Consider the following 22,136-nt stretch of genomic DNA (forward strand, 5'->3'; position numbering starts at 1 on the left):
CATCCGCCACGGAGCACCAACATTCACCTCCCCATTACCCCCGGTCTGGGGGGACAAACGTCTCATGAAGGTGAGGGGCCGTTCGGATAGCCTCCAGATAATCGATACTTCCTGGGGGAAACAATGGAGTTCACGGAACGACTCGCTGCTCTCGCACTCAAGGTGCAGAACCAACGCGACGCCATTCAGACAGAAGAGGCGACCAAGAACGCCTTCATCATGCCGTTCATCTCGACGATTCTCGGTTACGACGTCTTCAACCCGCTGGAGGTCGTACCGGAGTTCACGGCCGATGTCGGCGTGAAGCGCGGCGAGAAGATCGACTACGCCATCATGCGCGACGGCGAGGTTCAAATTCTTATCGAGTGCAAGAAGTCGACTGAGCCGCTGAAGATCGAACATGCCTCTCAGCTCTTCCGCTATTTCGCAGTCACAAACGCCCGCATTGCGGTTCTCACAAACGGTGAGACCTATCACTTCTACACCGACCTCGACGCCCCTAACCGCATGGACGACAAACCGTTCCTGGTGCTCGACCTCTCGGATATCGATGAGACGCTCATCCCGGAACTGCTCAAGCTGACCAAGGATGTCTTCGACCTCGACTCTGTGATCAACGCGGCCGAGGAGCTGAAATACATCGGGCAGATCAAGCGAACGATCGCTGGGCAATTCAAGGAGCCCGGCGACGACTGGGTCCGCTTTTTCACAACGCGCGTCTACGAGGGTGCGTTCACGCAGAAGGTGCGCGAGCAGTTCACGTCGCTCGTCACAAAGGCCTCGAAGCAGTTCTTGAACGAGCAGGTCAACGATCGCCTCAAGACAGCCCTCGGATCGCCGACCTTCCCCTCAGCCGCTGTCGTCGCCCCCGCTGAAGCGATCAGCAGCGAGAGCGCTGTCGAAGCGGATCTCGACCGAGACACCGAGATCGAAACAACCCTCGAGGAGCTCGAGGGATACCAGATCGTCAAGGCGATCGCTTGCAGCGAGGTCAAACCCCAGCGCGTCGTGCACCGAGATGCGAAGTCCTACTTCGCCGTTCTGCTCGACGACAACAATCGCAAGCCAATCGCGCGCCTGCACTTCAACGGCAAGAAGCAGAAGTATCTCGGAGTCTTCGACGAGGACAAGAACGAGACTCGTCATGCGATTGAGTCACTAGACGAGATCTACCTCCACGCGGCAACCATCCGTGACTCGGTGAAGAGCTACGTCGACTGAGCCGCGTGAGATCAAACGTCATCTGGCGCGGTCCCGTCACTCCGTCCGGTGGTTCGAGAAAGTGTTAGTAAGACGGGTCCTTACTAACACTTTCGCCCCAAAGTGTTAGTAAGGCCGATTCTTACTTACACTTCCGCGGCCTCGGAGGGCTACTCGTTCCCGTGATCGGCCATCCAGGCTGCCGCCAACTCGTCACTGCGGTCAGCCGCGTACCCAATCCACTGCACAGCCTCTTCTCGTTGGCCCTGGATCTCGAGGAGTAGACCGAGGTTGTAGGCACTGAAGGCATCGCCCCGCGCGATTCCGAGCCGGTATGCAGACGCCGCCCGGTCCGGGGAAGCGAGATGGTCCTGATAAAGGTTGCCGAGCATGATCGGCGCGGCAACACTTCCCGCTTCGGCCGCTCGGCGCAACACATTCTCCGCGTCAACGAGTTCTTCGGCTTCGACGAGCGCGTCGACAAGGGCGACCAGCGCCGCGGGATCGCTCTCAGCCGCCGCCTCGAGCCAGCGCCGGTTCTGATCAGTGAGCCCGTGTAAGTGAAGTGAGGCCTGACCCAGCGTCGACGAGACGTCCAAGTCATCCGCCTCATCCGTTCCGACCCGATAGGTACGGGCCAAACGGTAGGCCTCCTCGTATTTCTCTTCCCAGAGATACGACGAGGCAAGAACCAGAATGGCTGCTTCGGAGCCGACTTCTACCGCTTCGCGCAGACAGCGGATCGCGGGACTCGTGTCGTCGAGATCCCACAGGGTAATCCCCAAGTTCAGCAGACCATCGACAAGGTCCTCACTCATCCCCACCGACTGCCACTTCTCGAAGTCCGTTCCCGGATGCACTCCGTCGTAGCGCAGGAAGGAGTCGGCTAGATCTTCCAGGAACCCATAATCGCCGGCTCGTTCCCGCCACGCCTGAAGATACCGAACCGTCTCACCGAAGGGTCGCGACGAGGCCCCGCTGAGGACATCCTCTCGTCGAGGCAGATCACCAGAAAACGCCATATTTCCCCCCGCTCGACCGCCGCACTCCAAAACCCGCCACCCACCGTGAACCGGCGCGCGCACCTATCCTTCCAAAGACATCCTTACCGCACATGCTTTTCTGCCTCCCCACTTGGAGCTGGCGAGCGACGGGGCTGACTTCGCGTAGCGTGTCACAGGTTCTCGTCGAAGAAGGCAATCACATCCCGCGCCACCGCGTCGCGCACGCCGGTCGGGTCTTCTCGGTCGCCGAGGAAGACGTAGTGGCCGACATCCGAGCCGACGCTGCGCGCCTGCGACCGAGGGAGGGCAGCCGCGTAGAGCTGGGCGTTGCCGGCGGGCGGGGTGATGTCATCCTGATCGCCCCAGCGGATCAAGACCGGCGCATCGATGCGCGCAAGCGAGTCTGGCGTGAGGAGTTCTCCGATTCCGGGGGCGAGAAGGACGCCTGCCCGAAGGCGTGGGTCGGCGACGGGCAGGGCGGTCGATTCGGCGAGGCCCGCCAGCTGCGCATCCGAGTACGACGAACGTAGCGCCGCGATCATGTCGGGGAACTCGGGCACCGCGGGCGCCGGCACGTGGCCGGCGAAGAGGGCCGCGACGACGCGAGCATCTACCTGCGCGCCCAGCAGCGCGGCCACCGTGTAACCACCCAGGGAGAAGCCGGCGCCACCGACGCGATCGAGGTCGACGTCGTATGTGGCGACGAGGTGATCAAGAAGGAAGCTCATATCCCTCGGCCGCTCGGAGACCAGGGTGAAGCCTTCGACCAGATACTCGTCCTGGTAGCTGTTGCCGTGATGGTCGACGGAGGCTACGAGAAAACCTGCGTCGTTCAGCGGCTGCGCCAGCCAGTCGAGGTCCTCGCCCGCTCCCCCGGTCCCGTGCGAGAGGAGGACGGTGGCCGCCGGGCCCGGTTGCGTGCGAGGCCATACCCGGATGCGGAGGGGTCGAGGCCCGTCACCACCCCAGCAGGTGCGCGTGGGGTCATAGAGCAGTGTCGTCTGCGGGTGCACGCTCGAAGCTTATAGCTCTGCCACGCGCCGCGATCCGCGCAGCTCGAGCAGCCCGCGGAGCTCCTGTCAAGGGTCAATCGTCTTTCGCTGAGACGATCTTTTCGGCATACGATCTCGCTATGGATGCTTCACCGACCCTCACCTCGGTGCCCGAGATCGACTGGGGCGCCGGCGGCATCGAAACCGAGCTCGGCTGGGCCCTGCCCGCCATGTATCAGGGGTTCTCGCGCTCGGCGACGGGAGCCGTGGCCGACGTGCCCGGCGGTCCGCGCGGATACCAGGTGCTCGTCGCGGTCACGACCGAGCAGCCCTCGTCGCAGCTCGCGCTCGCCCAGCGCCTCGGCATCGACAAGACCCAGATGACTTATGTCATCGACGCGCTCGAGGACGGCGGTTTCGTCGAACGCCGCCCCGACCCCTCCGATCGCCGCATCCGGCAGGTCCTTCCCACCCGGGCCGGCCGATCCCTGCTCACGAAGGCCCGCATCGCCCTGCGCCAAGTCGAGGGCGTGCTCATGCGCCACCTCAGCGACGACGAACAGACGACCCTGCGCCAGCTTCTCGCCCGCGTGGCGCTCGGCACCGCTGACATGGCGACCTGCGCGATCGACGAACCGACGCCCACGCAAACCCAAGCCGACTCCGAGCCCCGACCCGATATCCAGCCCCCCTTCGAGCATCCCCGCGCCGCGCCCGAACGGTCCCGCAGAACAGCGCCCCAGACCCCAACAGATTGAGACCACCCATGACCAGCACAATCCTCCTCGCGGGCGCCACCGGCGACCTCGGCCAGCGCATCGTGCGCGAGCTGCTGACGCACGACGTGCAGCTGCGCGTGCTCACCCGCCCCGGCAGCCAGACCGCCACCACGCTCTTCGGCCACGAAGAGCGCATCGAGATCGTCACCGCCGCCTACACCGACCACGCCGCGCTGACCCAGGCGATGACGGGCGTGGATGTCGTCGTGTCGGCCGTGAACGGCCTGCGTTCCGTGATCGTCGACGCCCAGCGCGCCCTCCTGAAGGCGACCGTCGCGGCCGGTGTGCCCCGCTTCATCCCGTCGGACTACTCGGCCGACTACCGCCGCATCGCGCCCGACAGCAACCGCAACTTCGAGCTGCGGCGCGAATTCGCGGCCGACGTCGACGCGGCACCCGTGCAGGCCACCTCGATCCTGAACGGCATGTTCACCGACCTGCTCGCGGGCGACGCACCCATGATCTTGTGGGACCGCAAGCGCGTGCTGTTCTGGTCATCCGCCGATCAGATCCTCGACTTCACGACCAAGGATGACGCCGCCCGTGTGACGGCTCTCGCCGCCCTCGACGACAACGCCCCGCGCGTGGTCGAGGTCGCCGGTTCGCAGGTGTCGGCCCGTGAGGTCGCCCGCACCATGACGCGGCTGACGGGCACGCCGTTCAAGCTGCAATGGGCCGGAACCGCCGGAACCCTGCTGGCCATGAGCAAGGCTATGAAGCTGGCCTCACGCTCGTCGGACGAGCCCTTCCCCGCCTGGCAGGGAATGCAGTACTTCGTGAGCATGTTCAGCGGGCAGGCGCAGCTGCACCACGTCGACAACGACCGCTACGGTGCGCACGAGTGGACGACCGTCGAGGATGTCTTGAAGGCGCGCCTGGCTCGCTAGCGACCCGGACGGCTCGCGCGTTCGGCGTGAGCGCGTCGCCGCGCGGCACCCCCCGTCCGAGTTTTGTTTGCGAGAACCGTAGGCTGCGGGCTGCACCAGACGTAGCCTGGCGACGAGGTTGACAGAGTTGGCCTAATGTCCGCGAGCGCGTCTCGCGGTTGAGGCGACTCATCGCGGGTTCGAATCCCGCACCTTCCGCTGAGAAATGCCCCCGCTAATGAGAGCGGGGGCATTTCTGGCATTCACGTTACTACCCGCGTGGCGGCGTCTGCAGGGGGTTGCTCCTCTCCGCAGAACACGCAGTGAGCGTCGGACACGAAGCGCTCATGCTCGGCCGATGTCGCGACGCGCGAGTGCCTCAGACGGCGCGGCTCGCACCCGTCGTCGCCGACTCGATGAGGTTGCTCGCCTCGAGGGGTTGGCCGTCGGCGAGCGCCGCCGTCCACGCTTCGGTCGTCGCGACGGTGGCGAGGTTGGAGTTGAGCAGAGCCATGAGCGTGGTGTGCACGGTCTGGGCGCTGGCGAAACCTGCCGAGTTGGCGATGTTGATGGCGCCCGTGGCATCCGAGAGAACTTCTGTAGTGAAGCCCAGGAACTCGGCCTCGACCGATGACGCCAGAACGCAGTTGTTGGTCATGTAGCCGACGAGCGTCACGGTGTCGAGGTCGCGTTCGCGCAGCCACTCGGCCAGGCCCGTGCCGGCATAGACGGAGCTGTAGGACTTGGTGATGCGCGTCCATTCGTCGGTGGCGCGCGCCTCGATCTCGGGGTGCAGCTCGAATTCGGGCGTGCCGGGCGCGAAGAGGGGTGCACCCTCGCCGCCGCTGTGCTGGAAGGCGACGATGGGGATGCCCGAGGCCTCGGCCGCATCGATGGCCGCGAGAATGCGCGGCTGCGAGTCGGCGTGCGGCGGGTAGTGGATCTCGAGGGTTCCATCGAAGTATTGCTGCTGAACATCGATCAGGATCAGGGCGCGGCGCGGGTTCGTCATGAGGTTTCCTCCAAGTTGTCGGGATGCCGGAGCCACGGTTCTCTCGCCGCGGCAACGGCACCTCACTATCGTCGCCCGGCCGCACTCCCCCGCGTGAGTGGCACGCATGCCGCCTTACAATGGATTCGGGCCAGCGCGGTAACTCGGCGCGAACCGGCCCCACGAACGGAGTGCAGCATGCGCATCGCCATCTACGCATTCGACGACATCACCCTGTTTCACCTCTCGGTGCCGCAGATGGTCTTCGACGAGGTGCGCCGCCTGGGCCTCGCCGACTGGAGCACCGTCGTCTTCTCCGACCACCCCGGTTCGGTGCGCAGCGCCGAGGGGCTCACGATCGGCGGCGTGGCGGGCCCCGAAGCCGCAGCCGACGCCGATCTCGTCGTGGTCCCGTCCTGGCACGACGACGGCCGTCCATCCACCCCCGCGCTGCAACGAGTTCTCGCCGACGCATCCGCCCGCCGCGCGCCCATCGCCGGGTTGTGCCTCGGAACGTTCCCCCTCGCCGAGGCCGGTCTGCTCGCGGGCCGCAGCGCCGTCACGCACTGGCGCGAGTTCGGCCTGCTCACGAGCCTGCACCCCGATATCGCGCTCGACGAGGGCGTGCTCTACATCGATCATGGAGACATCCTCACGTCGGCGGGCACCGCCTCGGGTCTCGACGCCTGCCTCCACGTCGTGCGCACACGCCTCGGTGCGGATGCCGCGAATCAGGTCGCCCGCAACCTCGTCATCGCGCCGCACCGGGAGGGCGGTCAGGCGCAGTACATCGAGCGGCCCATCGCGCACGACCGTTCCGACGACGCGATCGCCACCGTGCTGGACTGGGCGCTCGCGCACCTCGCCGAGCCTCTAACCATCGAAACGCTCGCGGCCCGCGCCCACCAGAGCCGCCGCACCTTCATCCGGGCGTTCCGCGCGGGCACCGGCACCACGCCCGCCGCCTGGGTGCGCGCACGCCGCCTCGACGAGGCCCGCCGCCTGCTCGAAACGGGCACCCTGCCCATCGAACACATCGCCCGCGACTGCGGCTTCGGAAGCGCCGTCACCTTTCGCCAACTCTTCCTCGCCGAGTTCGGCACCACCCCCTCGCGCTACCGCGCCCGCTTCACGACCGCATGAGGGGCTGATTCGACAAGCGTCAGATCAGCGGGCCCTGCCAGGCGCCCCGTAGGGATAATGTAAATACTTGATTACGCAGGCCATCCGGGCAGAGTCGCCGGGATACTATCTGGGAACCGCAACGGAGTGATCCGCTTCGTGGCGGTGACAGGAAACAGGCACCAGATGACAGCACGCGCCGACGTCATTTTCGTCAATGGCACGGTATTCGACGGTCGACGCCTGCTCGCGCCCGGCACCGACGTCGCCGTGCGGGGCGAGACGATCGTCGCGGTCGGCCCGGACGCCCTCAGCCTCCGTGACGCGCACACCGAGGTCGTCGACCTCGACGGCGGCCTGCTGCAGCCCGGGTTCGTCGACGCCCACATCCACCCCATCGAGGGCGGGCTCGAACGCATGCGCTGCGATCTGTCGGTGGGTGCGACATCCGACGACTATTTGAGCATCATTCGCGACTATGCGGCCTCGCACCCCGACGAGCAGTGGATTCGCGGCGGCGGGTGGCAGCTCGCGGCTTTTCCCGGCGGCATCCCTCCGCTCGATGCGCTCGACGCAGCCGTGCCCGACCGACCCGTCTTTCTCGCCAACCGCGACCACCACGGCGCCTGGGTGAACAGCCGCGCCCTCGAGCTTGCCGGCATCGACGCGCACACGCCCGACCCCGCCGACGGCCGCATCGAACGCTTCGCCGACGGCCGCCCCAACGGCGTGCTGCAGGAGGGCGCCCGAGAACTCGTCACCACGTTCATGCCCGCCGACACCGCCGACGACGAATACGCCGCGCTGCTCTCGGCCCAGGCCTACCTCCACTCGCTCGGCGTCACCGGCTGGCAGGACGCCATCGTCGGCAACTACGGCAGCCACACCGACACGGGCGACGTCTACCGACGCGCGGCCGACAACGGCGACCTCACCGCCACCGTGCGGGCAGCCCTCTGGTGGGACCGCGAGCGCGGCCTCGACCAGCTCGACGAACTCGTCGCCCGCCGCGCCGCCCTGCACGGCAACCCGCGCTTCAGCGCCGCATCCGTCAAGGTCATGCAAGACGGCATTCCCGAGAACCAGACCGCCGCGATGATCGCCCCCTACCTCGACCCGACGGGATGCCGGTGCGGCACGCCCAGCACGGGCCACTCCTACATCGACCCCGCCGACCTGCGGCGCTACGTCACGGCCCTCGACGCCGCCGACTTCCAAGTGCACGTCCACGCGATCGGCGACCGGGCGGTGCGCGAGGCCCTCGACGCGCTCGAGGCGGCCCGCACCGAGAACGGCCGCGCAGACGGGGGCCCGAGCAACCGGCACCACATCGCGCACGTGCAGATCGTGCATCCCGAAGACGTGCCGCGCTTCGCCCTGGTCGACGCCGCCGTAAACATGCAGGCGCTGTGGGCCACCTTCGACCCGCAGATGGTCGACCTGAACCTGCCGATCCTGGGCGACGAACGCGCCGCGTGGCAGTACCCGTTCGCGGCGCTCGAACGCGCGGGGGCCCGCCTCGGCGCCGGCTCGGACTGGCCCGTCACGACACCCGACCCGTGGCAGGCGTTGCACGTGGCCGTGAACCGGCGGCTGCCCGCATCCGACCCCGATTTCAACCCGCGCGCGTTCTTCGCCGAGCAGGCGTTGACGCTCGAAACGGCCCTCGCCGCCTACACCTCCGGCTCGGCCCACCTCAACGGCCAAGACGACGCCGGATGTCTCGCCCCCGGTTTCGCCGCCGACCTCGTCGTGCTCGACCGCGACCCGTTCGCCGCGCCCGCCGACGAGATCCACCTGACCCGCACCCGCCAGACCTGGGTGCGCGGCCGACGCATATACGACGCGCCGGCCCCCGACCGCGAATTCGACCTCACCTCATCGACTTCGCTAACCTGACGCACCGACCGCACCACCCGCTCCACCGCACCACCCGCTCCACACCACAGCACCGCACCGCTTCACCCGTTCCACCCGCACCGCCACCACGGCCCGACGAAAGAACCAACATGACAGCGAAATCCCTTGCACCGCTCGCCCTGCTCGCCAGCGCGGCCCTGCTGCTCACCGGTTGTGTGAACAACGAAACCCCCAGCCCCGGCTCCACCGGTTCGGCCGCCGCCGCGAGCGTCGAAAAAGACGACGCCGCCGCGAAGCTGCTGCCCGAAGATGTTGCCTCGTCGGGCAAACTCGTCATCGGCACCGACGCGAGCTACGCCCCCAACGAATTCAAAGACGCCGACGGCAACCCCACGGGCTGGGAGATCGAGCTGGCCGACGCCATGGCCGCCAAGCTCGGACTGAAGACCGAATACACGATCTCCAAGTTCGACAACATCATCCCGGGCATCACGGGTGGCAAGTACGACGTGGGCGTCTCCTCCTTCTTCGACACGGTCGAGCGCCAGCAGCAGGTCGACATGGTCGACTACTACACGGCCGGCATCCAGTGGGCCGTTCCCGCCGGCAAGTCCGTCAACCCCGACGATGCCTGCGGCCTGAAGGTCGCCGTGCAGAACGGCACCACCCAGGCGCTCGAAGACGGCCCCGCCAAGTCGGAGGCCTGCGTCGCCGCCGGCAAGCCCGCCATCGAGCTGCTCGGCTACGACACGCAGGACGACGCCACCGCCGCCGTCACGCTCGGCCGCGCCGACGCCCTCTCGGCCGACTCGCCCGTCACGCAGTACGCGGTCGCCCAGTCCGACGGGAAGCTCGAACTCTCGGGCGACATCTACTCGGTGTTCCTCTACGGCATGCCCATCGCCAAGGACTCGGGCGTCGGCGAGGCCCTGCAGGCCGCGCTGCAGTCGCTGCTCGAAGACGGCACCTACGAAGAAATCCTCAAAAAGTGGGGTGTTGAGAAGGGCGCCATCGACGCCATCGACATCAACGGAGCCACGGAGTAAACATGACCTCCACCACCACCGCTGGGCGCTCCGAGGGGGCGCCCAGCGCGGGCGGGTCGCAGCCCGAACCCATCAAGGCGATCCCGCTCAAGCATCCGATCCGCAACGTCGTCGCCGTCATCCTGGTGCTCGCCGTCGCGGCGTTCATCTGGGATGCCGCCACCAACCGCCCCGCCTATGACTGGCCAGCGGTCGGCAAATATATCTTCGACGTGCGCGTCTCGCAGGCGGCGTTCGTCACCATCCAGCTGACCGTGCTGTCGATGATCATCGCCATCCTGCTGGGCGTGCTACTCGCCGTCATGCGCCTCTCGCCCAACCCGGTGCTCAAAGGCATCGCGTGGATCTACCTCTGGATCTTCCGCGGCACACCCGTCTACGTGCAGCTCGTGTTCTGGGGCCTCATCGCCACCATCTACCGGCAGATCCAGGTGGGCATCCCGTTCACCGACGTGGTGTGGGCCGAATGGACCACGCAGGATGTCATCAGCCTCTTCTGGCTGGCCGTCATCGGTCTGGCCCTCAACGAGGCCGCCTACATGGCCGAGATCGTGCGCGCCGGACTGTTGTCGGTCGACGAAGGACAGTCAGAGGCGGCCACCGCGCTCGGCATGTCGTGGTCGAAGACCATGCGCCGCATCATCCTGCCGCAGGCCATGCGCATCATCATCCCGCCGACGGGCAACGAGGTCATCTCGATGCTCAAGACCACGTCGCTCGTCACGGCCGTGCCGTTCTCGCTCGACCTCTACACGCGCACGCGCGACATCTCGGCCGAGACGTTCAACCCGATCCCGCTGCTCATCGTCGCGTCGATCTGGTACCTCTTCTTCACCAGCATCCTCATGGTCGGCCAGTACTTCCTCGAGCGCCGCTTCGCCCGCGGCACCCGTTTCGTCGACGTGGGGCCGGGTGCGGATGCCGCAGCCACACCGGGTGCCGAAGGATCCGACGCCACGCCCACCGGCGTCACGAGCACCATCCCCGGCGGAAAACGAGACGGAGGCTCAGCATGAGCGCCACGACTGCACACCCCTCGCCCGCCGCATCCGGTCGCCCTGCCGGCGGTTCTGCTGCCGGCTCCGCATCCACGGAAACGCCCATGGTGGTCGCCGACCGCGTCGTGAAATCGTTCGGCTCCCACACCGTGCTGCGCGACATCTCGCTCACCGTGAAGCGCGGCGAGGTGCTGTGCGTGGTCGGGCCCTCGGGTTCGGGCAAGAGCACGTTCCTGCGCTGCATCAACCACCTCGAAAAAGTGGATGGCGGCCGCCTCACCGTCGACGGAACCCTCATCGGTTATCGCCAACGCGGCGACAAGATCTATGAGATGAAGCCGCGGGAGGCCGCCGAGCAGCGCAAGGACATCGGCATGGTGTTCCAGCGCTTCAACCTGTTCCCGCACCTGACGGTGCTCGAGAACATCATCGAGGCGCCGCAGCAGGTCAAGCGCCAGTCGAAGGCGGACGCCTCGAAGCGTGCCTTGGAACTGCTGACGCGTGTCGGGCTGGCCGAGAAGGCGAAGGCCTACCCGGCATCCCTGTCGGGCGGTCAGCAGCAGCGTGTCGCCATTGCCCGGGCCCTGGCCATGGACCCGAAGCTCATGCTGTTCGACGAGCCGACCTCGGCTCTCGACCCCGAGCTCGTGGGTGAGGTGCTCGACGTGATGAAGCAGCTCGCGGCGGATGGCATGACCATGATCGTCGTCACCCACGAGATGGGCTTCGCGCGCGAAGTCGCCGACACGCTCATCTTCATGGACGGCGGCGTCGTCGTCGAGAGCGGCGACCCGCGCGAGGTTCTCGGCAACCCGCAGCACCAGCGCACCAAGGCGTTCCTGTCGAAGGTGCTGTAGCGGCATATGCTGTAGCCACATCGTGGAGGGTCCCGCCTGTCGCATGACGGGCGGGGCCCTGTCACCATCGCTCGAGGGGAATCGCCATGCCCGACAACGCAGCGCGGCGCGAGAAGTTCTACGCGCGCAAGGCCGAGCTGGATGCCGAGCGACAGGGGCTCACCCCCGAGGAGTACGGCGTCTACAAGGGAAGCGTGGGCAGCACGGTTCAGCCCGTGAATTCGGCCAGCGGCCTGCTGATCATGTCGATCGTGCTGACACTGATCTCGATCGGCGTCGCGTACGGCGCCGTCATCATCGTCATGCAAAGCATGGGCCTCGTGCCCGTCGTCGAGGGCGACACCGAGTTCACCCCCGTGATGTGGTTCTTCTTTTTCCTCATGTTCCTAGCCCCCGTCGCATCCTGGGGCTACTACATCAAGGAACGCCGCGCCCAGAAGCTGCGCCTCGCGCGCGGCCTGCCCCGCAACATCACCGAGTCGGGCCCCTCGGCCTAGCTGCGGCCACGATGCGCCACGGCTGTGTCGGGCTTAGAGCGTGGGGCCAGACCAGGTGGGGGTGGGCGGAGCAGGCGGACGTATCGGGTAGGGGTTGCGCGGGTTGAGGTCCTGCAGGTGCTGAAGTTGAGCAGCCGACAGAGCGCCCTTCTGAGCTTGGGTTGCGATTGCCATCATCTCCATATCACCACCGGGGCTGCGAAAGCCGGTGCCTGACATCTGCTGCGCGATCGCCCACGCATAAACCGCCCGCTGCTCTTTCGACATGCGCCGGTACTTACGAACCACAGAGATCAGTGCGACGAAGAACCCCAACCCGGCCAAGAAGCAGATCAGCCCATACCCCTGATCGACGGGGCTGAGCAGCATAAAGGTCATCCCGAACACGCTGAACAGCACTCCGAGCACGGAGTTCAGGATGATCTGCTGCCGAAAGTAGCCGCTCTTGCGCTGTCCGCTCATGGCATCAGTGTGGCAGAGCGGTTCATGATGACGTCGATCAGCAGGTGGCGTCGAGGTAGTCGCGGATGTCGCCTGTCGGGCCCGAAAGTTCCTTGACGATGGCGAAGATGCGGGAGTCCAGGACGGGCGAGCTCTTGTCGGGGACGGCCTCGGCGATCTCGACGCCCTCGGCGTAGAGGCCGCGGGCGGACTGCCAGGCCGACTCGATCTCGGAGGGCGGGGTGACGGCATCCATGACGGCGACGCGACCGGAGAGGTCGGAAATGGTTTCGTCGGCGGGCAGGCCGACCTGGAAGTTGCTGGGGGTGGCGAGGGTGCCGCCCGCGTCGGCGTATTCGGTGCAGAAGTCGCCGCCCGCGGCGGCCGCGGAGGTTTCGGGAGCCGACGACGCGGCCGAGGTGTCGTCGCTCGGCGCCGAGCTGGACGAGCAGCCGACGAGGGCCGTGAGGGAGGCGCACGCGGCCACGGTGAGGGCAAGGGGTCGCAGTTTCATCATGTCCTTCAACCTATCGGGCTGCCCGTGGCCCGGCGATGGGGAGCCCTACCCATGAGGGGTGGCGGATGTCGCGGCCGGCGCCTCGGTCACGTCGAGGCTCTGGGGGTCACGCACCGAACGAAGTGGCGAGAGGGCGACCCAGAGGACCACGAGCAGCAGCCCCGAGCATCCGATGGCGATGCCGAACCGTGTGCCCCACAGTTCACCCGCGAGACCGCCGAGGCCCGCACCCACCGCGACCGTGCCGTAGGTGAGCCAGCGCAGGGTCGCGTTGACACGGCCGAGCACCCGGTCGGGTGTGCGCAGCTGGCGGATGGTGAGGGCCACGACGCTCGAGAGGGCCGTGCCCGCGCCATTGACCGCGAACGCCGCGACGAGCGCGCTCATGATGACGAGCTGCGGCACGGTCGGGTCGAGGATCGGGAGGACCGCGAGCGCGAGGCATTCGGCGACCGCGCACGAGACGAGCACGACGCCCGCACCGCAGTGCCGCACGGCACGGGGTGCGGCAAGCGCCCCCAGCACGGCGCCCACCGCACCGAGGCTGAGCACGAGGCCGACGCCGCCGGCATCCATCCCGAGATCGCGCACGGCGTGCACTGTGAAGAGCACCATGATCCACTGGGCGAAGAGGTTGTAGATGCCGCTGAAACCGGCGAGCGAGACGAGGATCGGGTCGGCGCGGACCACGTTCAAGCCGTCGACCAGGTCGCGCCAGAACCGTCGGCCGGTCGGTGTCGGTGACTCTTCCCGCGTGCGGATGCCGATGAGTGCCAGCGCCGAGGCGCCGTAGGTGAGCGCGTGAGCGAGCACGGCCCAGGGCGCGCCGAGCGCCTGCACGAGCAGACCCGCCAGCCCTGGCCCGCCCACCTGCGCGGCCGACGCCGTGGCCTGCAGACGCCCGTTGGCTCGCTCGAGCGCGGGTCGCCCGACCACAGCCGGCAGGTAGGACTGATAGCTCACCTCGAAGAGCACCGTGAAGATGCCGACACAGAACACGACCACACCGAGTAGCACCAGGTTGAGCACCCCGCACACCGCGAGCACAACGATCATCCCGGTCAGGATGGCGCGAGCCATGTCTGCGCCCACGAGAAGCGGGCGGCGCCGACGCCGGTCGACCAGTACGCCGAGCGGCAGGGCGAGTAGGAGGAACGGGAGCCAGCGCAGCACCGCGAGCAGTCCGACCTCGCCGGCGCTCGCCCCCAGGGTGAGCACGGCGAGAAGAGGGAGGGCCAGGTCTCCGATCTGGGCGCCGAAGGCCGAGGTCGCCTGCGCCGTCCAGAAGCGGGAAAAGTCGCGGCCGAGCCGGCGAGGGGCGGCCGGGGTCGGGCGAGACACCGCCCGGTCTCGGCTAATGGGTGGAACGGGTTGCATGCATTAGACTCTGGCAGATCGAAACCTAATGCCACAAGGCCCGGAAAGGCATTACATTGGAGGCATGTCGTCCGCCGCCGAGTTCAGCTACCCTCAGGTCGCAGGTCACCACGCCCTCGATCTCGTCGACACGGTGCATTGGCGTTTGAGCGAGACCAAACGCATCGACACCCTGCGCTCCTACGATCACGTTGTGGACTGGTGCGAGCAGATGGAGCTGCTGTCGCCCGACGATTGCGCGGCGCTGCGGCGATCGGCCGCGCACGAACCCGACGTGGCCGCGCACGAGCACCGCGCCATCCAGGAGATGCGTGAGGCGATCTTCGCGGCCGTATTCGAGCAGTCAGAGGCCGCCGCCGAGCTTCTGTCCACCGAATATGCCGGGGCTATCGCATCCGCTCGGCTGGAACGCGAAGCCGATTCACCCGACAACCGTTGGGAGTGGCGACTCGACCTCACGCTCGCGACGCCCCGAGCACGCATCGCCTTGCTCGCCGCCGAGCTGCTGACGGGCGATCTCTCGACGGCCCGGCAGTGCGCCGACGACGCCTGCGGCTGGGTCTATCTCGACACCTCGCCGCGGCACAACCGGGTGTGGTGCACGGCGGCCGGATGCGGCAACCGCAACCGCGTGGCCCGCCACCAGTCCAGGCAACGGAACGCCCGCTGACGATCGCGGCCTACACCGCACGACCTCTCTCGACCCTCACCCCGCGCACGCTCCGACTGGATGCGGCGAGCACAGAGACCGCCGCGGTGATCGCCGCGCAGCCGAGCAGGGTGGGGCCGGTGCCGGCGAGATGCGCGAGCGGCCCGACGAGAACCTCGCCGAGCGGGATCGCGACGAATGATCCGACCATGTCGTAGGAGTACACGCGGGAGAGGGCATCGCGCGGGATCTGGGTTTGCAGGGACTGGTCCCAGGCGATGGCGAAGATTTCGAGGGCCACGCCACCCAGGAAGAACGCGCCGAGCAGGACGGGCAGGTGCGGCAGGATGCCGAGCGCTGCGACGGGCACGGCCGTGACGGTCATGAGCGCGACCCCGATCGCGAGGGCTCGGCGCGGCCGCCAGCGCAGGGCGATCACGGCACCCACCGCCAGGCCGACCGTTTGCGCGGCTATGACGAGACCCCAGGCCGCGCGACCGAACGAGGCATCCGCGACGACCGGGCCGAGGATGGTCGTCGCCCCGACGAACGCGGCGTTGAGTATTGCGAACTGAGCGACGACGATCCACACCCAGCGGCGGCTCGAGAACTCGCGCCAGCCCTCGCGCAGGTCGGCGAGCATCGAGGGGCGGCGACCGGCAACCTTTTCGCGAGGCCGGCGCGGCAGGCGCATCCGCGAGAACAGCAGGCCGGCGACGGCGAAACCGGCCGCGTCGATGGCGAGACCCCAACCGGGGCCCACGACGGCGACGAGGCCCGCACCGGCCGAGGCGCCCACGATGCTGCCGCCGTTGAGGCCGAGGCGGAGCAGGGCGTTGGCCGGCCGCAAGAGGTCGGTCGGAACCGTCTCGGGCACCAGGGCGGCCGAGGCCGGCAGGCTCACGGCGGCGACCGCTCCGTTCAACACGCTGAGCAGCACAAGCAACGCGATGGTCGCCGAGCCCGTGATGACCAGGGCCGCGATCACCCCCTGCGTCGCGGCGGCGGCCAGGGAGGTGCCGACGAGCACGACGTCACGAGGAAGCCGGTCGGCGATGACGCCCCCGAAGAGCAGCACCGCGACGTTGGCGAGGGAACGCGCCGCCACGACGAGGCCGAGATCGGCGGCCGAACCCGTCAGGTCGAGCACGGCGAACGCGAGAGCGATCGGCGCGATGGCGTTGCCCAGGATGCTCGTCGTGCGAGCCGCGAGGAGCCAGCGGAACGGGGCGTGACGGAGCGGGTTCGTCGTGGCGCGGCCGTCGCCCGCGGTGTCGGGGCGGCCCGCCGGCGCCTCGATAGGGCTCGAGTCGCTCGGGTCGCCGCTCGGGCAGCGGCTACCCTTGCCCGATACGGCGGACCGGTGCGTCGAATTCGTGCCGGTCCCGGCCGGGGGTTCGTTCGTCATGGTCGTTTGAGCGGGAAGAGTGCCGCCGTCATCGACACGGGCCGCGTGCCCGGGGTGCGCGGGGGTTTCGCGGCCGCGTGAAGGAGGGCGGAAGCATCCCCAACGTGACGAACGACGCGACGCCAGGTTTCGGGGTCGACCCAGAGCTCGGCGTCGGTCGAGACCTGCGGGCCGTCGCCGCGGCGAGCGTTGCGGCGACGCAGTTCGTGAATGAGGGCCTCGACATACTCGGCGCGGTCCTCAGCACTCGAAGCGGTGGGTTTTGGCGCGACGACCTGCGCCCGGGCTGCATCGATCGCGCCGCTCGTGCCGTCACCCGCACCCGCGCTCGCGCTTGCGCTCGCCTGAGCGTCGTCGAACCGGAAGCGTTCGGCCGAGGATTCGTGGCGATACCGTTTCGCCTCCCCGCCCCGCAACCGCACGGTCTCGACCACCCGCACGAGCCCGGCGCGCTCGAGGACGCGCAGGTGATAGCTCGCGGTGGCCTGCGAGTAGCCGAGCTCGCGTCCCGCTTCCGCCGCGCTCATCGCCGCGCCCGTGAGCAACGACAACAAACGCAGGCGGATGGGGTGGGCGGTCGCGCGCAATTCGTCGAGGGAAGACATCCCGCAATCGTCGCCCGCCGAGCCGTCACCGTCAAATGTGTCTTTGGGGGTGAGATGCGAGACTGGTGAGCATGGTTCGCGTCATCTGCCCCGCATCCGAACTCGACGAGGATGGCATCGTGCTGCGAGTCGGCCAGACCGTCAGCCGCTGGGCCGTGCCCAACCCGGGCGCCTTCTTCGGCGACGCGCTCGATACATCCGAGTGGCTGTTCGACCTCTATGCCGAAGGTGGGCCGTCGGAGGGGGCTGTCGTGCTGACCGGCCGCATCGTCCAGATCGAGGCGCTGTTCATACGTGTGACGCTGCAGGGCGGCGACGGCTGGCGTCCGATTGCCGGACAGACGAGGCGACAGGCCATCCCGTCAACCGCCGACACCGTGCGCCCGGAGCCCCGCATCCGGTGGACCCAGACGACCCAGCCGGATGCCGAAGGCGTGTCATATTCGGCCGGCTACGACGACATCCAGGAAGGTGACGAACGTTTCGACGGTTGGCTCATCACCCTCGAAGACGCCAGTATCGAAGCATGAGCCCATCTCGGAGACCTGAGCCCGCCCTCGCATTTCCGTACTACCGCGCGCCCTACTTCGCCGCCATCAAGCGCTTCTTCCTGAAGTACGGCGTCTTCCGCGGCCGCGCCAGCCGCAGCGAATACTGGTGGTGGATGCTGACGTCGTGGATCGTCACCGGCATCCTCAACAACGTCGGCAACTTCACCGGGCGCAGCGACGCTGTCGACCCCTTCCTCGAGTCCCTGCCCTTCGGCCTCTCGATCACGGCGCCCAACCCGATCGCCTTCACGTTCTGGGCGCTGACCATCGTTCCGAGCCTGGCGCTCCTGTGGCGGCGCATCCACGACACCGACCACAGTGGCGCTTGGTTCTTCATCGGCTTCATCCCGATCCTCGGCTGGGTGGCCCTCTTCGTGCTCACGGTGACGCGCCCCGACCCGGAGGGCGCGCGATTCGACCCGCCGCGCTCGGCCCGCGTCCCCCGAACTTGAGCTGGAGAGTAGCATGGCGGGATGGTTCATGAATCGCTTCATCATCCGGCGCGTGGGTCGATCCGGGGGCCCCGCCGTCGCTCCTCGGTGACGATCAGCGACGTCGCCGCGCGGGCCGGGGTGTCGACGGGCACGGTGTCGAACGTGTTGAACCGCCCCAACCACGTCGACGCCGACATGGTGCGCAAGGTGCAGGCCGCCATCAGCGAGCTGGGCTACGTGCGCAACTCGGCCGCCCGGTCGCTCGCGGCGGGAAGCAGCAGCTCGGTCGGCTTCGTGCTCGTCGACCTCGCCAACTCGCTCTTCGCCGATATGGCGCGGGGCGCAGAGGCCGAGGCCGAGCGCGCGGGCTTCTACCTGGTGATCGCGAACTCCGATGTGCGCGCCGAGAAGCAGCGCGCCTATCTCGACCACTTCGCGCAGGAACAGGTCGCGGGCACCCTGCTCACGGCCGTGGGTAACGACGTCTCGGGCCTCTCGGACGCCCGCCGCGCCGGCCAACACGTCGTCCTGCTCGACATCGACCCGCGCGCCGTCGACGACAGCTGCACGGTCGTGACCGACTACGAGGCCGCCGGATATCTGGCCGCCACGCACCTGATCGAACTCGGCCGCCGCCGCATCGCCTTCGCGGGCGGCCCCATCGACGGTTACGCGGTCGGCGGCCGGTGGCGCGGCGTGCAGCGGGCCGTTGCCGAGGCGGGAGACGGCGTCAGCCTCGTGCACTACGACTCCCCCGACGTGCGCGTCGACGACGGGCATCTCATCGGCGAGCGACTCGTAGCGGCCGAGGCATCCGAGCGCCCGGATGGTGTCGTAACGGCGGCCGACCTCGTCGCGTTCGGTCTGATGCAGCGCCTGCTCGACGCCGGCATCCACATCCCCTCGGATGTCGCGATCGTCGCGTGTGACGACAACAAATCCGCCTATGGCAGCGCCGTGCCGATCTCGACCGTCGACCTGCCGGGCTTCGAGATGGGGCGCTCGGGCATGCAGCTGCTGCTCGACGAGCTCGACAACGGCGAACACCACCTGCACCGCACGGTGGTCATCCCGCCACAGCTCACGGTGCGCGAGAGCTCGGTGGGTCGTTCCGGTGGTGCGGCCACCCCGACCGCACCACCGACCGCCGCGAACTAGCCGACCAGGGTGGTGGTCAGGTCGGCGGGGGCGGTTTCGTCGCCGGTCGCCGGAGCGAGGGCGGGTCCATGCAGGCGGCGCGTGAAGCGGTGCGTGCCCGAGCCGATGTGCGCGACATCCGCGGGGGCGCCCGGCAGCACGACCTCGGCCGTCACGCCCACCGGCACGACGACATCGAGCATGAATTCGCCCGCGTCGACGGTCCAGGCGACGGATGCCGCACCATACGGCGTCGTCAGAGCCGCCCGCGCCGATGTGAAAGATGCTCCTGGCTGGGGTGCGATGCGCAGCGCCCGATAACCGGGCGCGGCCGGGGCCAGACCCGCGAGCACGCGGTGCAGGAAGTCGACCACGGCACCCAGGGCGTAGTGGTTGAACGACGTCATCTCGCCCGGGTTCACGGTGCCGTCGGGCAGCATGCTGTCCCAGCGCTCCCAGATCGTGGTGGCGCCCATGGTGACGGGGTAGAGCCACGACGGGCAGCCCTGCTCGAGCAGCAGACGATAGGCGGCCTCGGTGTTTCCGGTCACGGCGAGCGCGTCGCAGATGAGCGGCGTACCCACGAAACCGGTCTGCACCCGATAGTCGCCCTCACGGACGAGGTCGGCCAGACGTGCACCGGCGCGGGCGCGCTGCTCGGCATCCTCGATCAGGTCGAACACCAGAGCCACGGCCAGCGACGTGGCGGTTTCACCGACGAGACGACCGGATGGCGCCACGAACTCGAACCGGAACGCGGAAGCCGTGTCATCGGCCAGGCGCCCATACCGCTCGGCCGCCTCGGCCCGCCCCAACACCTCGGCCGCGCGCGCCGTGAGCCGGGCCGAATGAGCGAGATAGGCCGACGCCACGAGGTACTTGTCGGTCACGCCGGCACCCGGGTCCTCGGGCGGCGCCGCGGGGTCGAGCCAATCACCCAGCTGCATTCCCTCGCGGATGAGCCCCGACGCGTCGGCCATGCCCGCGAGGTGGTCGACCCAGCCGGTCATGCTCGCGAACTGGCGGTCGAGCACGCCGCGGTCGCCGTTGCGCAGGTACATGGTCCACGGCACGATGACGGCCGCATCCCCCCACGCCGCCGAGGATGCCTCGGGAAAACCGCACGCGATCCACGGCACGAAGTTGGGCACGGCTCCCTCGGGCGACTGCTCGGCCTCCACATCGCGCAACCAGCTGGCCAGCACGCCACCGCTCGCATAGAGGAAGCTGGCGGCGGGCGCGAACACCTGGATGTCGCCCGTCCAGCCGAGCCGCTCGTCGCGCTGCGGGCAGTCGGTGGGCAGGTCGACGAAGTTGTCGCGCATGCTCCACACGGTGTTCTCATGAAGTTTGTTCACCAGGGCGTCGCTCGATTCGAACCATCCCGTGCGTTCCATATCCGAATGGATGACCACGGCCACGGCGTCGGCGGGGTCGAACTCGCCCGGCCAGCCCTCGAGCTCGGCAAAGCGGAAGCCATGGATGGTGAAGCGCGGGCTCCACGTCTCGACCCTGTCGCCGCTGCCGTCGCTGCCGTCGCTGCCGTCGCTGCCGCGCAACGTGTAGGAGTCGACCGACGGCGCCGAGCGTAGCGGGCGGATCGCCAACTCGTCGTCCTCGAGCACCTCGGCGTGGTGCAGCGTGACGGTCCGGCCGGCCGGTCCCGCCACGCGGATGCGCAGGCGGCCGGCGATGTTCTGCCCGAAGTCGAGGCGGATGCGGCCGTTCGGGCGGCGCTCCACACTCTGCGGCGCGAGCGTCTCGGTCTCGCGGACGGGCACGCCGATCGGGGCCTCGAGGGCGGCGGGGAAACGCTCGCGCGGGAGGAGGGTCGGCCGGGCCCAGGCGCTGTCGTCGAACCCGGGCTCGTCCCATCCGCTCGGCTCGAGGCGCGCGTCGTAGCGTTCGCCGTCGTAGAGACTCGCCGCGGTGACCGGCCCGGATGACTGCCGCCACGCGTCGTCGAGCGGCACGACGACGAGCGAGCCGTCGGAGTAGCGCAGCTCGAGCTGCAGCAGCAGGGACAGGTCGGCGCCGTAGTTGTCCCAGATGCCGCCGTGAAAACCGATACGGCCTCGATACCAGCCGTCGCTGAGCTCGGCCGCGAGCGCGTTTGCCCCCTCGCGCAGCAGCGCCGTGACGTCGTAGGTCTGGTAACGCAGGCGGTGCTCGTAGCTCGTCCAGCCGGGCGCGAGTTCTTCGTCGCCGACCCGCTGGCCGTTGAGCCGCAGCGTGTAGATGCCGTGCGCGGTCGCGTAGATGCGGGCCGATTCGAGACGGGCCGATTCGAGGCTGGCCGACCTGTCGCCCGCGGAGGCTCTCCTCGCCTCGAACTCCGTCCGCAACAGATACCCGGGCCGCACACCCTCCGCGGGCGCACTCTCCGAGACGCACACGAAGTCGCTCACCCAGTCGCCGGGCTCGAGCAGCGCGGCCTCGAGCACCAGCGGCTCGCTCCATTCCGAGGGCGATTCGTCTGACATCCAGACCCGCACGCTCACGCTGACACGCTCTCGGGATGCCAGGGGCGCGAACGGCCAGTCGACGAAGATCTGCTCGCGGCTCTCGACCCGGCCGGTCGTCTCGGCAGCGCGGCTGGTGTCGGTGTCGATGCGAACCGCGGCCGAACCACTCGGGGCCGACCCATCCGATGCCGACGGGCGCAGGCTCTCGCGACGAATCTCATACGCGACCTGCACGCTCTCGGGCCGCTCGGACTCGACGCGCCACGACAGACGGGGGGCCGCCTGACCGATCCCGAACCCGTCGGGGCGGTACTCGGCGGTGGGGGTGGTGACGAACATC

The 22,136-nt window shown here is 68.2% G+C and carries 22 protein-coding genes; 13 read left to right on the forward strand and 9 right to left on the reverse strand.

The window, feature by feature from the left end; all coding sequences use genetic code 11:
• Positions 1-123: 123 nt before the first annotated feature.
• Positions 124-1,221, forward strand: a complete 1,098-nt coding sequence (locus tag ALI44B_RS09220; protein ID WP_077054419.1) for a type I restriction endonuclease — start codon at positions 124-126, stop codon at positions 1,219-1,221.
• 149 nt (positions 1,222-1,370) lie between these two features.
• Here the strand turns inward: ALI44B_RS09220 and ALI44B_RS09225 are convergent, their stop codons facing one another.
• Both ALI44B_RS09225 and ALI44B_RS09230 read right to left on the reverse strand, forming a co-directional pair.
• Complete coding sequence (locus ALI44B_RS09225; RefSeq protein ID WP_077054420.1) at positions 1,371-2,222, reverse strand: tetratricopeptide repeat protein; 852 nt, start codon at positions 2,220-2,222, stop codon at positions 1,371-1,373.
• A 152-nt stretch (positions 2,223-2,374) separates the two neighbouring features.
• Positions 2,375-3,217 carry an alpha/beta hydrolase family protein gene (locus ALI44B_RS09230; RefSeq protein ID WP_077054421.1) on the reverse strand — a complete coding sequence of 281 codons (843 nt, stop codon included), beginning with the start codon at positions 3,215-3,217 and terminating at the stop codon, positions 2,375-2,377.
• A gap of 119 nt (positions 3,218-3,336) precedes the next feature.
• Here ALI44B_RS09230 and ALI44B_RS09235 point away from each other — a divergent pair, with 119 nt between their 5' ends.
• Together ALI44B_RS09235 and ALI44B_RS09240 are read left to right on the forward strand one after the other, a co-directional pair.
• Positions 3,337-3,954, forward strand: coding sequence for a MarR family winged helix-turn-helix transcriptional regulator (locus ALI44B_RS09235; protein WP_077054422.1), 618 nt, complete (start codon positions 3,337-3,339; stop codon positions 3,952-3,954).
• A gap of 8 nt (positions 3,955-3,962) precedes the next feature.
• On the forward strand, positions 3,963-4,862 hold the full coding sequence (locus ALI44B_RS09240; RefSeq protein ID WP_077054423.1) for an NmrA family NAD(P)-binding protein: 900 nt from the start codon (positions 3,963-3,965) through the stop codon (positions 4,860-4,862).
• Between the two features lie 358 nt (positions 4,863-5,220).
• Here ALI44B_RS09240 and ALI44B_RS09245 read toward each other — a convergent pair whose 3' ends face one another.
• Positions 5,221-5,853 (reverse strand): isochorismatase family protein, encoded by a 633-nt coding sequence (locus tag ALI44B_RS09245; RefSeq protein WP_077054424.1) that lies wholly within the window; start codon positions 5,851-5,853, stop codon positions 5,221-5,223.
• A 177-nt stretch (positions 5,854-6,030) separates the two neighbouring features.
• On the opposite strand from ALI44B_RS09245, the gene ALI44B_RS09250 reads away from it, so the two are divergent.
• The 6 genes from ALI44B_RS09250 (at position 6,031) to ALI44B_RS09275 (ending at position 12,212) form a co-directional block, all read left to right on the forward strand.
• Entirely contained in the window at positions 6,031-6,975 is a 945-nt protein-coding gene (locus ALI44B_RS09250; RefSeq protein ID WP_077054425.1) for a GlxA family transcriptional regulator, read from the forward strand.
• Positions 6,976-7,140: 165 nt separating this feature from the next.
• Positions 7,141-8,853 (forward strand): amidohydrolase, encoded by a 1,713-nt coding sequence (locus ALI44B_RS09255; RefSeq protein ID WP_077054426.1) that lies wholly within the window; start codon positions 7,141-7,143, stop codon positions 8,851-8,853.
• 110 nt (positions 8,854-8,963) lie between these two features.
• The gene (locus tag ALI44B_RS09260) at positions 8,964-9,860 is read left to right on the forward strand and encodes an ABC transporter substrate-binding protein (RefSeq protein WP_077054427.1); all 897 of its coding nucleotides are present in this window, start codon (positions 8,964-8,966) and stop codon (positions 9,858-9,860) included.
• A 2-nt stretch (positions 9,861-9,862) separates the two neighbouring features.
• Positions 9,863-10,876, forward strand: coding sequence for an amino acid ABC transporter permease (locus ALI44B_RS09265; RefSeq protein WP_077054428.1), 1,014 nt, complete (start codon positions 9,863-9,865; stop codon positions 10,874-10,876).
• Positions 10,877-10,962: 86 nt separating this feature from the next.
• A complete protein-coding gene (locus tag ALI44B_RS09270) occupies positions 10,963-11,715 on the forward strand; it encodes an amino acid ABC transporter ATP-binding protein (protein WP_077054429.1) in 753 nt (250 codons plus the stop codon).
• Positions 11,716-11,801: 86 nt separating this feature from the next.
• Positions 11,802-12,212, forward strand: a complete 411-nt coding sequence (locus ALI44B_RS09275; RefSeq protein WP_077054430.1) for a hypothetical protein — start codon at positions 11,802-11,804, stop codon at positions 12,210-12,212.
• A 33-nt stretch (positions 12,213-12,245) separates the two neighbouring features.
• Here the strand turns inward: ALI44B_RS09275 and ALI44B_RS09280 are convergent, their stop codons facing one another.
• From ALI44B_RS09280 to ALI44B_RS09290, 3 genes are read right to left on the reverse strand one after another with little or no spacing between them, the layout of a single operon-like run.
• Positions 12,246-12,674 carry a hypothetical protein gene (locus ALI44B_RS09280; RefSeq protein ID WP_077054431.1) on the reverse strand — a complete coding sequence of 143 codons (429 nt, stop codon included), beginning with the start codon at positions 12,672-12,674 and terminating at the stop codon, positions 12,246-12,248.
• 37 nt (positions 12,675-12,711) lie between these two features.
• The gene (locus ALI44B_RS09285; protein ID WP_143459158.1) at positions 12,712-13,170 is read right to left on the reverse strand and encodes a hypothetical protein; all 459 of its coding nucleotides are present in this window, start codon (positions 13,168-13,170) and stop codon (positions 12,712-12,714) included.
• Between the two features lie 45 nt (positions 13,171-13,215).
• A complete protein-coding gene (locus tag ALI44B_RS09290; protein WP_077054433.1) occupies positions 13,216-14,511 on the reverse strand; it encodes an MFS transporter in 1,296 nt (431 codons plus the stop codon).
• A 100-nt stretch (positions 14,512-14,611) separates the two neighbouring features.
• Between ALI44B_RS09290 and ALI44B_RS09295 the strand changes: the two genes are divergently transcribed.
• Positions 14,612-15,217, forward strand: coding sequence for a CGNR zinc finger domain-containing protein (locus ALI44B_RS09295; RefSeq protein WP_077054434.1), 606 nt, complete (start codon positions 14,612-14,614; stop codon positions 15,215-15,217).
• Positions 15,218-15,227: 10 nt separating this feature from the next.
• Here ALI44B_RS09295 and ALI44B_RS09300 read toward each other — a convergent pair whose 3' ends face one another.
• Together ALI44B_RS09300 and ALI44B_RS09305 are read right to left on the reverse strand one after the other, a co-directional pair.
• A complete protein-coding gene (locus tag ALI44B_RS09300) occupies positions 15,228-16,604 on the reverse strand; it encodes an MFS transporter (RefSeq protein ID WP_083709818.1) in 1,377 nt (458 codons plus the stop codon).
• Positions 16,601-17,209, reverse strand: coding sequence for an ArsR/SmtB family transcription factor (locus ALI44B_RS09305; RefSeq protein ID WP_077054435.1), 609 nt, complete (start codon positions 17,207-17,209; stop codon positions 16,601-16,603). Before ALI44B_RS09305 ends, ALI44B_RS09300 begins: the two co-directional genes overlap by 4 nt.
• A 71-nt stretch (positions 17,210-17,280) precedes the next feature.
• Here ALI44B_RS09305 and ALI44B_RS09310 point away from each other — a divergent pair, with 71 nt between their 5' ends.
• Genes ALI44B_RS09310 through ALI44B_RS09320 form a run of 3 tightly spaced genes read left to right on the forward strand, consistent with a single transcriptional unit; the run spans position 17,281 to position 19,352 of the window.
• The gene (locus ALI44B_RS09310) at positions 17,281-17,739 is read left to right on the forward strand and encodes a hypothetical protein (protein ID WP_077054436.1); all 459 of its coding nucleotides are present in this window, start codon (positions 17,281-17,283) and stop codon (positions 17,737-17,739) included.
• Entirely contained in the window at positions 17,736-18,212 is a 477-nt protein-coding gene (locus tag ALI44B_RS09315; RefSeq protein WP_077054437.1) for a DUF805 domain-containing protein, read from the forward strand. The genes ALI44B_RS09310 and ALI44B_RS09315 overlap by 4 nt, the downstream gene beginning before the upstream one ends.
• Before the next feature lie 21 nt (positions 18,213-18,233).
• Positions 18,234-19,352 carry a LacI family DNA-binding transcriptional regulator gene (locus ALI44B_RS09320; RefSeq protein WP_083709820.1) on the forward strand — a complete coding sequence of 373 codons (1,119 nt, stop codon included), beginning with the start codon at positions 18,234-18,236 and terminating at the stop codon, positions 19,350-19,352.
• On the opposite strand, the gene ALI44B_RS09325 is transcribed toward ALI44B_RS09320, so the two are convergent.
• Complete coding sequence (locus ALI44B_RS09325) at positions 19,349-22,135, reverse strand: alpha-L-rhamnosidase (RefSeq protein WP_077054438.1); 2,787 nt, start codon at positions 22,133-22,135, stop codon at positions 19,349-19,351. The genes ALI44B_RS09320 and ALI44B_RS09325 overlap by 4 nt on opposite strands.
• Position 22,136 lies beyond the last annotated feature (1 nt).

It is taken from the genome of Leifsonia sp. ALI-44-B (genome assembly GCF_001984125.1).
In the GTDB taxonomy this organism is placed as follows: Bacteria; Actinomycetota; Actinomycetes; order Actinomycetales; family Microbacteriaceae; genus Okibacterium.